Source organism: Deltaproteobacteria bacterium RBG_16_64_85 (assembly GCA_001798885.1).
Classification (GTDB): domain Bacteria; phylum Desulfobacterota; class Deferrimicrobia; order Deferrimicrobiales; family Deferrimicrobiaceae; genus FEB-35.
Map to the genome: position 1 here is coordinate 18,483 of MGQW01000019.1, position 13,600 is coordinate 32,082.

Here is a 13,600-nt window from a genome sequence, read left to right on the forward strand (position 1 = left end):
GGACGCTCCTTTCCTGAAAGACTCTCTCTATCTTACACCAACCGAGGTGTGCGCCGCCGGCCCGGTGTCAGAGGCTCGGGACTCGGACACCGACTGCGTCCAGGGACTCCAGAAGGGCTCCGTGGGAGACGTAGCGGATCCCCTGTAGCCCCAGCCGCCGTGCCCCCTCGGCGTACGCCTCGATGTCGTCGATGTAGACGCATTCCTCGGGCCGGGCCCGAAGTTTCCCGACGGCGTCGAGGTAGATCCTCTCTCCCGGCTTCATCTCCTTGACCTCGAAGGAGACCGTCACGGAGTCGAACAGGGGGAAGATCTCTACCTGTTTGAAGTAATGCTCGAAGTGCCACTCGTTCGTGTTCGACAACAGCCCGATCTTGTACCTCTCCTTGAGCTGGCGGATGAGCCGGAACGTGGAGGGGATGGGAGTGAAGATCCCCGTGAAGGCCTTGAAAAAATCCTCCCTGGAAACCGACAGGTTTCCCCTTCTTGCCGCCTCGCGGAAAAAATCCTCCGAGGAGATCCGGCCGGTTTCGTACCGGGCCGGCAGGTCGGATGCGTAGATCGCCATCTTCAAATCGTCGAAACGCCTGTCGGTATGGCAAATCAGGTTCCGGAGGAAGACGTCGTTATCGAACGCGCAGATCACGTTGCCGAAATCGAAAATGACGGCTTGGATCATGAGTCCTTGCGGGTCACATACACTTCCCGCGGCTTCCCCCCCTCGGAGGGCCCGACGATCCCCTGCCGTTCCATCTCCTCGATGATCCGGGCTGCCCGGTTGAAGCCGATCTGCAGCCGGCGCTGGAGGAGCGACACGGAGGCGCGGCCGGCCCGCGCCACCTCCTCCACGGCGTCGTCGAACTTCTCGTCCCTCGACGGGTCGGGCTCCTCTTCGGGCGCCTGGATCGTGATGGAGGGCTCGTAGACCGGCGCCCCCTGGGTACGGAGGTGCTCCACGACACGCTGGATCTCTCCCTCTCCCACGTAGGGGCCGTGGAGGCGCAGGATCCCTCCGACGCCCGGCTGGAGGAAGAGCATGTCCCCATAACCCAGGAGCGTCTCCGCGCCGGACTGCTCCAGGATGGTCCGGGAGTCGTACTGGGACGCCACCTTGAAGGAGATTCGCGCCGGGAAGTTCGCCTTGATCACGCCCGTAAGCACGTCCACGGAAGGCCTCTGGGTGGCGAAGATGAGATGGATCCCCGCCGCTCGCGCCATCTGGGTCAGGCGGGTAATGGTATCCTCGAACTCTCTGCGCGACGCGGTTGTCATGACGAGGTCGGCCAGCTCGTCGATCACGATGACGATGTAAGGAAGGCGGACCAGCTCTTCCCCCTCCCCGTTCCGTGTCTTCGGGCGAAACGCGGAGCGCGAACGCTTCTCCACGAGCTGGTTGTAGGCGTCGATGTGCCGGACACCGTTTTCCTGCATGAGCTGGTAGCGCCCGGTCATCTCCCCCACCGCCCACTTGAGCACCTGCCCCGCCTCCTTCGACTGGGTGAGAACGTTATGGTAGAGATGGGGGATCCCTTCGTAGGGCGTGAGCTCGAGCATCTTGGGGTCGACCAGGATGAACCTCACCTCCTCGGGCGTCGCGCGGAACAGGATCGACAGGATCATGGTATGGAGGGCGACGCTCTTCCCCGACCCTGTGGCGCCGGCGATCAGGAGGTGCGGCATCTTCGAGAGGTCCCGGACGACCGGTTCGCCGAAGATGTCCTTCCCGAGGGCAAGCGACAGAGTCGCCTCCGACTCCGCGTAAGGCCGGCTTCCGAGGATTTCCCGGAGGTTGATGCGGGCCCGTCCCTCGTTGGGGATCTCGAAACCCATGACTCCCTTTCCGGGGATGTTGGGGACAACGCGGACCGATTCGCATCGCATCGCCAGCGCCAGATCGTCCGCCATCCCCACGACGCGGATCGCTTTGATCCCCGGCGCCGGCCGGAATTCGTACGTGGTGACGAGGGGCCCGGTCCGGATCTCGGTGATCGTGCCGTCGATCCCGTACTGGGAGAGTTTTTCGATCAAGGTTTCCGCGTTCCTGTGGAGGGATTCCTCGTCCGCGCCGTTTCCTCCCGCAACGGCAGGCTCCAGCAGCTCCAGCGGCGGGAGCACGAACTCCTTGCCGGCCGCCCGTGCGGCCTGCGCGGGCTCGGCGGGGGCGGGGGAGGGCGCAACGATGCGCGGTGGGGGCGCCTCCCTCGGGGGCTCCGGATGCGGGCTCGACGGCTCCCACTCCTCTTTCGGGGACAGCTTTTCCTTGACCATGGCGCGGACCTTCTCGGGGCTCGTCTTTCGCCGCCAGAGGGAGGGTATGCCGGAGAGCGGCAGTCCGGTGAACAGCATAAGGGAAAAGAGCAGGAGCGCGGAGAGGCAGAGGAGCCCCCCCACGGGGTTCAGCAGCCTCCCGAAGAAATTGACTCCCAGCAGGTATCCCACGATCCCCGGCAGGAAGATGCCCTGGTCGAGGATCCGGATGTGCCCGGTGAAGAAGCTCAAGACCCCGAGCAGGCAGCAGACGGCGATCAGCCCCCCCGCGGCCCGGCCCCACTTTCCGGAGATCCCCTCCCCGCGGAAGGTCCAGTAGGCGAGAGCCAGGCACAGGGCGGGGAAACCGATGGCCCCGATTCCGAACAGCTGCAGCAGCAGATCGGAGAGGATCGCGCCCACCCATCCCCCCCAGTTCCTGATTCCTCCCGCCCCGGAACTCCAGGCGGAGAGGGAAGGATCGACCTGGTGGAACGACACCAGCGCCACCGTGAGGAAGATCCCGATGGTCAAAAACAGGATGGCCAGGGCGTCCCGTCGGATCTTCTCTCCCATCTAAAGCTCCAGTACCACGGGGAGGATCACCGGCTTGCGCTCGAGGCGCTTGTTGAAGTACCGGCGCAGCGCCTTCCGGATGTCGGTCTGGATCTCCGTGAGGTCCTTCCTCGCCTCGACGCCGCTATCCTCCCACGTCTTGAGCACGATCCCCCGGGCCTCCTCGACGCTCGCCTCGGAGCCGTTCTCCGTGACGACGCCCCGGGTCAAAATGTCCGGCCCGTACAGGATCTCCCCGGTTGTGGAGGAGAGGACCAGGACCACCATCACCATCCCCACCTGCGAAAGCTGGTACCGGTCCTTGAGGATGAAGCTCTCCACGTCGCCCACCCCTTTCCCGTCCACGAAAAAACGGCCGACGGCGAGCTTTCCGGCCCTCGCCAGCTCCCCTCCCGAAAATTCCAGGATGTCCCCGTTCAAGGCCACCTCGGAGTGCGGGACGTCCATTTCTCTCGCCAGGTTCCTGTGCCGAAAGAGGAAGCGCGGGTCGCCGTGGATCGGGATGAAGATCTTCGGCCGCACCGTGCCGATCATGATCTTCAGCTCCTCGCGGCTGGCGTGGCCCGAGACGTGGACCTCGGAAATCCTTTCGTGGAGCACCTCCGCGCCGGCCAGGAACAGGTGGTTGATCACGCTGGCGATCGCCCGCTCGTTTCCCGGGATGAACTTGGAGGAAAGGACGGCGGTGTCCCCCTCCCGGACCCGGACGTGCTTGTGCTCGCCCAGCGCCATGAGCGTCAACGCGGAGCGGGGCTCCCCCTGGCTCCCCGTCGTCAGCACGACGACGCTCCGGTCGGGCAGCGTCTCCGCTTCCTCGACGGGAAGCAGGACGTCGGGACGCGGGAGCTTCATGCACCCGAGGTCCAGCGCGGTGGCGACGTTGCGGACCATGCTCCTGCCGCAGAGCGCCACCCGGCGGCCGTGGCGGGCGGCCGCCGTGAGCACCCCCTGGATCCGGTGGATGTTGGAGGAGAACATCGCTACGATGACCCGCCCCTGCGCGTCCCCGAAGATCTCCGACAGCGCCTCCCCCACGAACGCCTCCGGCAGGCTGTGCCCTTCCCGCTCCACGTTGGTGGAATCGGAGAACAGCGCCGTGACCCTCTCCTCGGAGGCCAGGCGCGCGAGACGGGCGACGGCGGTCGGGACGCCGTCGGGCGGGCGCGGATCGATCTTGAAGTCCCCGGTGTGGACAAAAACACCCTCCCCGCAGCGCAGGATGTACCCGACGCCATCGGGGATGCTGTGGCAGACCGGGAAGGCCTCGATGTCGAAGCTCCCCAGGCGGAAACGCTCGGACCTGCCGATCGTGACGAGCCTTGCCGCCCCGTCCAGGTCGTACTCTTCGAGGCGGTGCCGGAGAAGACCGAGCGTCAGCGGGGTTCCATGGACCGGGACGTCGAACTCCTTGAGGAGGAACGAGACCGCCCCGATGTGGTCTTCGTGGCCGTGGGTGAGAAGGAGCCCTTTCAGGCGCGGAGCCACTTCCCGCAAGACGTCGAAATCGGGGATGACGTAGTCGATCCCCAGCATCGTGTCGTCGGGAAACATCAGCCCCGCGTCGATCAGGAGGGCCGACTCCCCGTCGTCGAACAGCATGGAGTTCAGCCCGATCTCCCCGAGCCCTCCCAGGGGCACGACGCGCAGCGGCATCTTCACCTCGCAACCATAAAACGTATCATGAAACGGCGACGATATGGCTTCCTCGCTACCCGGATCCCGCCAGAACTACTCCCGAGGCCGGATCCTCGTCGGCGCCGGCTCGGAGCTCGAATCCTCCTTCAATAATGATCTCTTCCGGTTGGATTCTCGCCCGCTCGCGCCCGGACCTCGTGTCCGGGCTGCGCGGGCGGAGAGGATCCGGCGCCTCGCCTCCTCCGCGATCGCCTGCTTGGAGGAGGAGCCGCTGCTTTCGGGGAGGATCGGCTCCAGGACGCGCACCACCATCTCCGCCGGTTGGAAGAGGAGGGAGCCTTTGGGGAGGGCGTGCCGGCCGCCGTCGATATAGACGGGCAGAATGGGGACGCCCGCCTTTTGGGCGATGTAGAACGCCCCGGTCTTGAACTCCCCGATCTCGCCGTCGGGGCTGCGCGTCCCCTCGGGGAAAACGACGACGACCTGCCCCTTTGCAATTCTCCGGACCGCCTCCCGCATCAGGTGGACCGCGTCGCGCGGGTCGTCCCGGTCGATGAACAGGTTTCCGGCGAAACCCATCGCCTTCCCGAAGAGGGGAATTTCCCCCAGTTCCCTCTTCGCCAGGAACTTGATCTCCCTCGGGAACACCGAGAGAAAGAGGGGGATGTCCACAAGGCTCTGGTGGTTCGACACGAGGATCGCCCCCCCTTCCGGCAGGCGTTCCAGGCCTTCCGTCTGGACCCGCCATCCGCCGAGCCGGATGACCCCCCTTCCCCACCACCCCATGACCCTGCCGGCGGCGCCCTCGGAACGTGCAACCGCACCGCAGAGGAACGCGCCCAGCGAACTGAGGAGGGTGAGAAAAAATATCGCGAGGGACTTGATTGCGCCCGTCATCACCAATCCGCTTCCTCCCGGAAGCTGTAGAAGGAACCGTCGCCTATTATGACATGATCGAGAACCGCGATCCCCACGATTCCTCCCGCCGAACGAAGGCGTTTCGTGACCTCCCGGTCCTCGGGGCTCGGAGCGGGGTCGCCGCTGGGGTGGTTGTGGACCAGAAGGATCGAGGCGGCCCGTTCCCGGACGGCGGGGGCAAACACTTCCCGGGGGTGGATGAGGCTTCCGTTCAGGATCCCGGTCGAGACACGGATATCCTGCATCGGCCGGTTCTTGACGTCCAGCAGGAGGACGATGAACGCCTCGACCGGAAGGTCCGCCAGAAGGTAGCGATAGCGGTCGAACACGTCGGCCGCCGACCGGAACGGCTCGGGGAGGGAAGGGGGAGCCGAGAGGGCCCGGCGGACGATCTCGACCGTCGCCTCCCATCGCGCCTTCCGCGCCGCGTCGGCCGTTTCCTCCCCACGGGCCACGCTTCGCATCCGCTCCCAGTCCTCCGGAAAGGCCACTCGAAAGAGGTCCGCCTCCTCCGACGTCTCCAGCGGCCTGTCGTTGCGGCCGGGAATCTTCCGCATGGCTTCTCCCTTCCGGGGAATGGGCGGGAATGCCTTCAACTTCCATTCCAAAAAAACCCCAAAGAACGAAATTCCTTTCGGCGATAATAAAAGACATGGACTTCGCGGAAGCCAGATCGGCGATCCATCGGCTGCGCGACAACGTCGAGTCGGTCCTTCTCGGGAAGCGGGAAGCCGTGGAGCTTGCGATTTCCTCCTTCCTGGCGGGTGGGCACATCCTTCTGGAGGACATGCCGGGAACGGGGAAGACGACGCTGGCGCGAGCCATCGCCGCGAGCATCTCGGGGACGTTCCGCCGCGTGCAGTTCACGAGCGACCTTCTCCCGCAGGACGTTCTCGGGGTCCACATCTTCGACGCGGACAAGCGGAACTTCACGTTCTCTCCCGGTCCCCTGTTCGCCAACATCGTCCTCGCGGACGAGATCAACCGGAGCAACCCGAGGGCGCAGAGCGCCCTGCTCGAAGGAATGAGCGAGCGCCAGGTCACCGTGGAGAACCGGACGTACGCCCTGCCCGACCCCTTCCTGGTCATCGCTACCCAGAACCCCTTCGATCAGCACGGAACCTATCCCCTCCCTGAATCCCAGCTCGACCGGTTCAATCTCCGGCTGCGGCTTTCCTACCCGGACCGGAATTCGGAACTGCGGCTGATACGGGAAAACAACCTGTTCACCAGCCGGGACGGCGTCCTGCCCGTCCTCCTCTCCGAGCAGATGCGGGAATGCCGCATCCTGGTAAACCAGGTCACGGTGCGCGAGCCGGTCGTGTCCTACATCTACCGGATCGTGGAAGCGACGCGGACGCATCCGGCGGTGCGGCTGGGGGCGTCCCCCCGCGGAGCAATTGGGCTCAAGAGCACCTCTCAGGCGCTGGCGTTCCTCACGGGCCGGGACCACGTTGTCCCCGGCGATGTCAAGAGGGTGGCGCCGGCCGTGTTGTGCCACCGCATCTTTCTGAAAGGATCTCCCGGGGGGGACGCATCCGCCGAGGCCGCGGCGGCGGTGATCGAAGAAATCCTCGAGGCCGTCCCGCCGCCGGTATGAAAGGGGCCCTCTCCGGGTTCCGCGGGAAGTTCCGTCTCCCGCGCAGGCTCCGGGTGACGACCGAAGGAAAGGGATTTCTGCTCCTCACGCTCGGTGTGGGCGCGGCGGCGATCAACACGGGCAACAACCTCCTCTACATCGCCCTCAGCATGAACTTGAGTCTCATCATCTTATCGGGGATCCTCTCGGAGTGGTGCATCCGGGGAGTCTCCGTACAGGTCCGGCCCGCCTCGGAAGCCTTCGCCTCCCGCGAGAGCCTCCTGGCCGTGACGTGCTCCGCGGCAGGGAAGCGCTTTCCCGCGATGTCGCTCACGGTGGGCCTCGCATTCGGGGGAACCCGCCTGACGGCGCGTTTTCCGGAAATATCGGCCGGCGGCTCGGCAACCCGCGTCCTCTCTTTCCGCCCGGAGCGAAGGGGAGCGCTTCCTCCCGTTTCCTGCGCTGTCTCCACCCTGTTCCCATTCGCCCTGTTCGAAAAGTCGATGGACGCGGCGACGGAAACCTCCTTGCTGGTGTATCCCGCACCTTCCGGCGCGGGGGAGCCCGAAGCGATCCTGGCCGCCCCCGACCCGTCGGGGGGCGCCGCGCCCGCCGGCAGGCAGGGGACGGCGATCCGCGGAGCCCGCGAGCACCTGCCCGCCGATGCCGTCCGGGACATTCACTGGAAGGCGTCCGCGCGGATGGGGAAATGGATGGTCAAGGAACGCGAGCGGGAGGCGGCCCCCGTATCGGACCTGCATCTCCCCGCGCCCTGCCCTCCCCATGAGTTCGAGCGGCTCGTCTCCCGGGCATGCGATTTTGTCCTCCGGTGCGAGAGGAAGGGAAAGCCGTACCGGCTTTGGGTCGGCGACCGGCTCGGCGTGGACGCCTCCGGCGGCGGCCGCAGACCACGGGCGTTGACCTTCCTGGCGCTGGTCGAATGCGACGGCACCCTTTCCGGGAGGGGGACTTGACGTGAGCAGCCACCGCCCTCCCGTCTCCCGGGCAGGTTTCCTCTGGTGGATCCTGCGAGCGCAGTGGGTCTGCGGACTGCTCCTCCTGGCCCTGCTGACGGAGGTGTCCCGCGCGGCGCTCCTGGCCTCCTTCGCCGCCTTCATCGCGGGAGTTTTCCTGGACCGGGCAGGGGCCTCCCGCGAGGGGTTACGGCGGCTCACCGTCCCCCTGGTCGCCCTCGCCTTCGCCGCGTCCGGCGCCGACCTCCTCCTGGGAAGCGGCGACCTGCTCTTCTCGGTATCCGTGCTCGTGCTGGGAATCCAGTCGGTGAAGTTCCTGTTCCCCAAGAACGCGCGCGACGGCTGGCAGCTGTGCACCATCTCCTTCCTCGAATTTCTCGCTGCCGCCGCAACCACCACGGAAATCCAGTTCGCCGCCTTCGCCTTCCTCTATCTCGGTCTATGCGCGGAAGGGATGTGGGCCCTCCAGATCGGGCAGCGGGAGGAAGAGGGCGAAACCGCCCGCCCCGTGCGCCCCCGCTTCGCGGCGAAGCTTCTTCTCTTCTCGGCGACGGGAGGGTTCCTGATCACCGCGATCCTCTTCGCCGTGACTCCCCGGATCGGGATCGGGCAGATTTTGCGCCGCCTCGGGCGCGCCGAGGGGTTCACCGGTTTCTCCGACACGATCTCCCTCAGGGACGTGACGGGAATAAAGGCGGACCGGCGCGTGGTGGCGCGGGTGGAATTCCCGGCGCTGCCTCCGGGAGCTTCCCCGCTTTCCCTCTACCTGCGGGGGGCCGTGTATTCGCGGTTCGACGGAACGGCGTGGAAACGCCCCTGGGGATCCCGCCTGCGCGTCGTGCGGAGCGGGTTCACCTACCTCGTCGTCCCGGCCCCGCTGGGCGTCCGCCTCTCGACGGCAGAGATTACCCTGGAGGCGATGGACAACCCTGCCCTGTTCGTATATGGGAGTCCCTTCCTCTTCGAGGGAAGCCTGGGCGAAATCTGGATGGAGGAGGAAGGGAACTTCTCCCTGTCGCAGCCGGGTCACACCGCCCTGCGCTATCGCCTGCAGTTTTTCCACGAAGCGCCGCGCAGCCGCATTGCCGGGTTTCCCCGGGAGCGCGAATATCTGGAGCTGCCGTCCGGGTGGGACGACATCCGCGCGCTGGCCGCTAAGGTCACCGCGGGAGGGAGTTCGGACGCGGAGCGGGCGGAGCTCGCGCTGCGGCATTTCCGGACCGGCTACCGGTACACGCTCATCGATCCGGCTTTCTCGGTCCGGGAGTTCCTCTTCGCCAAGAGGGCGGGCTTCTGCGAGCATTACGCCACCGCCCTGGCCCTCCTTCTGCGTGCCTCAGGCGTTCCCGCGCGCGTAGCGGCTGGATACCTGGGCGGGGAATGGAGCGACGTCGGGAAATACCTCATCGTCCGGATGTCCGACGCGCATGCATGGACGGAGGCCTGGATCGGAGGCAGGTGGGTGACGCTGGACGCCACGCCGCCGCTCGGGGAGCACTCCCCCTTCTTCGCCCGGACCGGGAAGGTGGGCATCTACATCGACTGGGCGCGGCAGCGGTGGAACAAGTACGTGGTCGACTATTCCCTGAAGATGCAGGCGGAAAGCGTGTCGGAAGGATGGGCCGCACTCGGGCGGGCAAAAGCCGACATGCGGCGCGCTTTCTCCGCGGGAGGGGAGGTTCGCCGCCGGGCGGGCCTGCTGGCCGCCGTCCTCCTCACGCCGCTCCTCCTCGCGATCCTCCTACGGAGAGTTCTCGGCGCTGCGTCACAAAGGGAGTCGTTCGCCGGGCAGGGCAAGGGAGAGGCACGCCCCCCAAGGCCATACACCCGCCTGCTGCGCCGTCTGGCCGCCCGCGGGTACCGGCGCACGCCGGGGGTCACTCTGGAGGAGATGCTTCTTCGCGCCGCCGGGCAGAAGCCGGCTCTCGCCGGGGATGCATCCCGGTTCCTTGCGCTCTATCACCGGGACCGCTTCGGCCCATTTCCTCTTCCCGCCGCCGAATTCCGGGAAGCCGCCCGGCTCGCCGACCGGCTCGGTCGGGAAATCACGCGCCCCGGTGTGAAATAGTCCCTGCCTTTCCCTTCCCGTATACTGCATGGAATAACGGGTCCTGTGCGTTCGGAAATCGACCCTTGATTTCCGTCCACAGTACGAACAGGAAACCGACCCATTTCCTCACGCGGCACCTTTCCCTTTCCTGTCCTGCCCGCGGAGCCGGCACATGGATTGCTCTCTTTCCTCTCCGAAACGGCCGTGGTCCAGATCCTGCCCGACAGCCAGGGAGGTCTCCCGCATGCTCGTCCGCGTCCACGCCTCCACTATGCTGGGGATCGAGGCCATTCCCGTCGAGGTGGAAACCGACATCTCCCAGGGACTTCCTTCCTACACCGTCGTGGGCCTGCCGGGAGGCCCCGTGCGGGAGAGCGGAGACCGGATCCGCATCGCCATCCGCAACTCCGGCTTCCCCTTCCCCGGAAGGAAAGTGACCATCAACCTCGCACCCGCCGACATCCGGAAGGACGGGGCGCTCCTCGACCTGCCCATCGCCCTTTCCATCCTCTGCGCCGAAGGTGCCCTTCCGTCAGACGCCCTCCGGGATCACCTGGTTGCCGGGGAAGTTTCGCTGGACGGCTCCCTCAAACCGGTCCGTGGAGTGCTTTCCCAGAGCCTCCTGGCAAGACGGCTCGGGCTGGACGGAATCATGATCCCTGCCGCAAACGCGGCCGAAGCGCTCCTGGTCCCGGGCATCGACGTCTTTCCGGCGGCGACGCTGCGCGACCGGTTTCCGCCCTATCCGGGAATGCGGCCTCTCGCATGGTACCGCAGGGGGACAATTTCTCCGGCCTCGATGAGGCCCCCGCCCCGGACCTGCGGGAGGTCGTCGGACAGCCGGTTGCCCGGAGGGCCCTGGAGATCGCGGCGGCGGGATGCCATGCGCTGCTGCTCATCGGCCCCCCGGGGTGCGGAAAAACGATGCTCGCCGAACGGATCCCGGGCATCCTGCCCGGCTTCGAAGAGGGGGAGGCGCTGGAGACGGCGCAGGTGTACAGCGCGGCAGCCGAGCCTCCCTGGCCTCGCCTCATCTCCCGCAGGCCCTTCCGGACCCCTCACCACACCGTTTCTCCCGCCGGGTTGATCGGCGGCGGGAACCCCCCCCATCCCGGGGAGATCTCCTTCGCCCACGGGGGCGTCCTCTTCCTGGACGAATTTTCGGAGTTTCGGCGCGAGGCGAGGGAGGCGCTTCGCCAGCCGCTCGAATCGGGAGAAATCCGGATCGCGCGGGCGGGAAACGTTTTCTGCTTCCCATGCCGCTTCCTGCTAGTGGCGGCGACCAACCCCTGCCCTTGCGGGAACGCCGGCCATCCCCGTCGGATCTGCCGGTGCTCGCCGCCGCTTCTCTCCCGGTTCGGCCAGAAATTCTCCGGGCCGCTCCTCGACCGGATCGACCTGTCGGTGTCCGTCCTCCCGATGGCAGGGGCGGACTGGTGCGGGCCCGCCTCGGGAGAGGCGTCCGCTGCAGTGCGCGAACGCGTGAAGCGATGCCGGAACGTCCAGGAAAGGAGATACTCGGGCCGCTTCTGCCGTGCCAACGGCACGGTGCGCGCCCCGTTTTCCGAGCTGGCCTCCCACCTCTCGCCCGATGCCCGCGCGTTTCTCACCCGGGCCGCCGACCGCCTGAGTTTTTCCGGCAGGGCACTGGGCAGGGTTTGCCGCGTGGCCCGTACGATCGCGGATCTGTCGGGAGAGAAAACGGTCTCTCTCCCCCACCTCGCGGAAGCTGTCCAGTACCGTCTGCCCGATTTCACGCTCCATGACGAAAGGAAGAAGGACCCCGCGGCTGGGGGCTGAATCAAACGATTGCAGTGCCTGGAGGCAAAGCCGATTGCGGCGAAGCGGACGCAGGAGCCGATCGCGGAAGGCGCCTCCTGAGCCTACAGTCGGTCGGCGATGTCCCAGAAGACTTTCTCGACGTAGTTGCGGAAGCCGTGGATGAAGGCGCACCGGCGGTTGAAGCGCGCGAGGGAGCCGCAGAGATACAGGCCCGGGACGGTGGATTCCCCCACTCCGGAGATCACCGGGTAGCCGTCCGTGTCTTTCTGTATTTCTCCCCCCTCTATGGGGATCCACTTCGGGCGGTAGCCCGTCGCGCAGAGGATCCAGTCGAACTCCCGCTCGTCCCCCGACCGGAAGCGCACCCGGCGGTACGCGACGGACAGGGCGGGATCGGCCTCCCGGAGATGGATGATCCCGAACCGGATCAGTTCCTTGAGGACGCTTTCCGAGGATCCCCGGATGTGCTCCAGTTCCCCCGTCTCGCTGAAGAAGCGCAACGGCCCGCGGGTGCACAGCGTCACCCTGGCCGTACCGGCCAGCTCGATCGCGATCTCCGCCGCGGAGTTCCCGCCGCCGATGATCAGGACGCGCTTCCCCGCGTAGGCCATGCAGTGGACGAAATCGCAGGAATGGACCACGTGGGAATTGAGCGGGATGCCCGGAATGTCGGGAAAGGCGGGGGACGTGGAGGCGCCCGACGCCAGCACGAGGAAGCGGCAGAAACTCTCCCCCGCTGTGGTCGAGACACGGAATCCCCCGGGCGCCGCGACCACCTTCGTCGCAGCAACGTTTTCCCCGATGCGGAGCGCGTGTTCCCGGGAAAACGCCTCGACGTAGCAGAGAAAATCCTCGCGGGTGGGAAACGGCTTCCGCACGCCGGGCAACGTCCATAGGGGGTGCTGGAGCGTGAGCGAGGTCCAGTCGGTCCCCGGCACCGAGGGGGACAGGAGCACCATGCCCGGCCGCATCGCCCGCCACGCCTGCGCCACCTTCCCCCGCTCCAGGACGTGGTAATCGATCCCGTCCTCCTGGAAATGGTGCGCCAGCAGCAGCCCGGCGGGTCCCCCTCCGACGATCAGGACGTCCCTCTTCATGAAAGTAGGCGACCTTCCCCCTTGCGCTCAAGGATGGATCTAAATATACCACCAGGAGCGGCAATTTCGGAGTTGACAGACCATCTGCAGTCTTTTACATTGAATAATTCCGGTTGCGGAAGGACGGGGGTACCATCATGTATGCCGTGGTCCGGTCCGGCGGGAAGCAGTTGCGGGTTTCCCCCGGTGACATCGTAAACGTGGAGAAGCTCCCGGTCGAGGCCGGAAGTACCGTGGAACTCACGGACGTGCTGCTCGTTTCCTCCGAAGGCGGCACGACCATTGGAACTCCGACCGTCCCGAACGCGAAGGTCGTCTGCAGGGCGCTCGGCGAGGGAAAGGCGAAGAAGATCGTCATCTACAAGTACAAGCGGCGAAAAGGGTTCGCAAAGAAGCAGGGGCATCGCCAACCCTTCACCAGGCTCTCCATCCAGGAGATCCGGGTGGGGTAACCTCCCCTCCTGCGGGAAGGTCATAGGATATGGCGCATAAAAAAGGGGTCGGCAGTTCCCGGAACGGGCGCGACAGCCAGAGCAAGCGGCTCGGCGTGAAGCGCTTCGGCGGGCAGTACGTCACCGCCGGATCGATCATCGTGAGACAGCGGGGGACGCCCGTCCATCCAGGGACCAACGTGGGGATGGGCAAGGACCACACCCTGTTCGCCCTGATCGACGGCACGGTGCAGTTTAACCGGTTCGGCAAGGACCGGAAGAGGGTGTCCGTCCTCGCCCTTTCGTAATCC

11 protein-coding genes and 1 pseudogene are annotated in these 13,600 nt (G+C 66.2%); 6 read left to right on the forward strand and 6 right to left on the reverse strand.

Annotation, left to right across the window (positions count from 1 at the left end; all coding sequences use genetic code 11):
- Positions 1-67: 67 nt before the first annotated feature.
- The 5 genes from A2Z13_02185 to A2Z13_02205 all read right to left on the reverse strand — a co-directional run bounded on the left by A2Z13_02185 (position 68) and on the right by A2Z13_02205 (position 5,933).
- Positions 68-679, reverse strand: a complete 612-nt coding sequence (locus A2Z13_02185; protein OGP80438.1) for a hypothetical protein — start codon at positions 677-679, stop codon at positions 68-70.
- Positions 676-2,823 carry a hypothetical protein gene (locus A2Z13_02190; GenBank protein ID OGP80439.1) on the reverse strand — a complete coding sequence of 716 codons (2,148 nt, stop codon included), beginning with the start codon at positions 2,821-2,823 and terminating at the stop codon, positions 676-678. The genes A2Z13_02185 and A2Z13_02190 overlap by 4 nt, the downstream gene beginning before the upstream one ends.
- On the reverse strand, positions 2,824-4,476 hold the full coding sequence (locus tag A2Z13_02195; GenBank protein OGP80440.1) for a ribonuclease J: 1,653 nt from the start codon (positions 4,474-4,476) through the stop codon (positions 2,824-2,826).
- 75 nt (positions 4,477-4,551) lie between these two features.
- Positions 4,552-5,355, reverse strand: a complete 804-nt coding sequence (locus A2Z13_02200) for a hypothetical protein (GenBank protein ID OGP80441.1) — start codon at positions 5,353-5,355, stop codon at positions 4,552-4,554.
- Entirely contained in the window at positions 5,355-5,933 is a 579-nt protein-coding gene (locus A2Z13_02205) for a hypothetical protein (GenBank protein OGP80442.1), read from the reverse strand. Before A2Z13_02205 ends, A2Z13_02200 begins: the two co-directional genes overlap by 1 nt.
- A 95-nt stretch (positions 5,934-6,028) precedes the next feature.
- On the opposite strand from A2Z13_02205, the gene A2Z13_02210 reads away from it, so the two are divergent.
- The 4 genes and pseudogenes from A2Z13_02210 to A2Z13_02225 all read left to right on the forward strand — a co-directional run bounded on the left by A2Z13_02210 (position 6,029) and on the right by A2Z13_02225 (position 11,779).
- Positions 6,029-6,976, forward strand: coding sequence for a hypothetical protein (locus A2Z13_02210; GenBank protein ID OGP80443.1), 948 nt, complete (start codon positions 6,029-6,031; stop codon positions 6,974-6,976).
- Complete coding sequence (locus tag A2Z13_02215) at positions 6,973-7,929, forward strand: hypothetical protein (GenBank protein ID OGP80444.1); 957 nt, start codon at positions 6,973-6,975, stop codon at positions 7,927-7,929. The genes A2Z13_02210 and A2Z13_02215 overlap by 4 nt, the downstream gene beginning before the upstream one ends.
- 1 nt (position 7,930) lies before the next feature.
- Complete coding sequence (locus A2Z13_02220) at positions 7,931-9,997, forward strand: hypothetical protein (GenBank protein ID OGP80445.1); 2,067 nt, start codon at positions 7,931-7,933, stop codon at positions 9,995-9,997.
- 226 nt (positions 9,998-10,223) lie between these two features.
- Positions 10,224-11,779 (forward strand): annotated as a pseudogene (locus tag A2Z13_02225) (hypothetical protein).
- Between the two features lie 83 nt (positions 11,780-11,862).
- Here A2Z13_02225 and A2Z13_02230 read toward each other — a convergent pair.
- Positions 11,863-12,858: a hypothetical protein gene (locus A2Z13_02230; protein ID OGP80446.1), complete on the reverse strand. Its 996-nt coding sequence runs from the start codon at positions 12,856-12,858 to the stop codon at positions 11,863-11,865.
- Between the two features lie 137 nt (positions 12,859-12,995).
- Here A2Z13_02230 and A2Z13_02235 point away from each other — a divergent pair, with 137 nt between their 5' ends.
- Positions 12,996-13,310 carry a 50S ribosomal protein L21 gene (locus A2Z13_02235; protein OGP80474.1) on the forward strand — a complete coding sequence of 105 codons (315 nt, stop codon included), beginning with the start codon at positions 12,996-12,998 and terminating at the stop codon, positions 13,308-13,310.
- Between the two features lie 29 nt (positions 13,311-13,339).
- A complete protein-coding gene (locus A2Z13_02240) occupies positions 13,340-13,597 on the forward strand; it encodes a 50S ribosomal protein L27 (GenBank protein OGP80447.1) in 258 nt (85 codons plus the stop codon).
- Positions 13,598-13,600 lie beyond the last annotated feature (3 nt).

Excerpts from the sequence above, each read along its gene's own strand:
- A2Z13_02235 (OGP80474.1), top strand. The coding sequence starts at position 12,996 with ATGTATGCCGTGGTCCGGTCCGGCGGGAAGCAGTTGCGGGTTTCCCCC.
- A2Z13_02215 (OGP80444.1), top strand. The coding sequence starts at position 6,973 with ATGAAAGGGGCCCTCTCCGGGTTCCGCGGGAAGTTCCGTCTCCCGCGC.
- A2Z13_02185 (OGP80438.1), bottom strand. The coding sequence starts at position 679 with ATGATCCAAGCCGTCATTTTCGATTTCGGCAACGTGATCTGCGCGTTC.
- A2Z13_02230 (OGP80446.1), bottom strand. The coding sequence starts at position 12,858 with ATGAAGAGGGACGTCCTGATCGTCGGAGGGGGACCCGCCGGGCTGCTG.
- A2Z13_02190 (OGP80439.1), bottom strand. The coding sequence starts at position 2,823 with ATGGGAGAGAAGATCCGACGGGACGCCCTGGCCATCCTGTTTTTGACC.
- A2Z13_02195 (OGP80440.1), bottom strand. The coding sequence starts at position 4,476 with ATGCCGCTGCGCGTCGTGCCCCTGGGAGGGCTCGGGGAGATCGGGCTG.
- A2Z13_02205 (OGP80442.1), bottom strand. The coding sequence starts at position 5,933 with ATGCGGAAGATTCCCGGCCGCAACGACAGGCCGCTGGAGACGTCGGAG.
- A2Z13_02240 (OGP80447.1), top strand. The coding sequence starts at position 13,340 with ATGGCGCATAAAAAAGGGGTCGGCAGTTCCCGGAACGGGCGCGACAGC.
- A2Z13_02200 (OGP80441.1), bottom strand. The coding sequence starts at position 5,355 with ATGACGGGCGCAATCAAGTCCCTCGCGATATTTTTTCTCACCCTCCTC.
- A2Z13_02210 (OGP80443.1), top strand. The coding sequence starts at position 6,029 with ATGGACTTCGCGGAAGCCAGATCGGCGATCCATCGGCTGCGCGACAAC.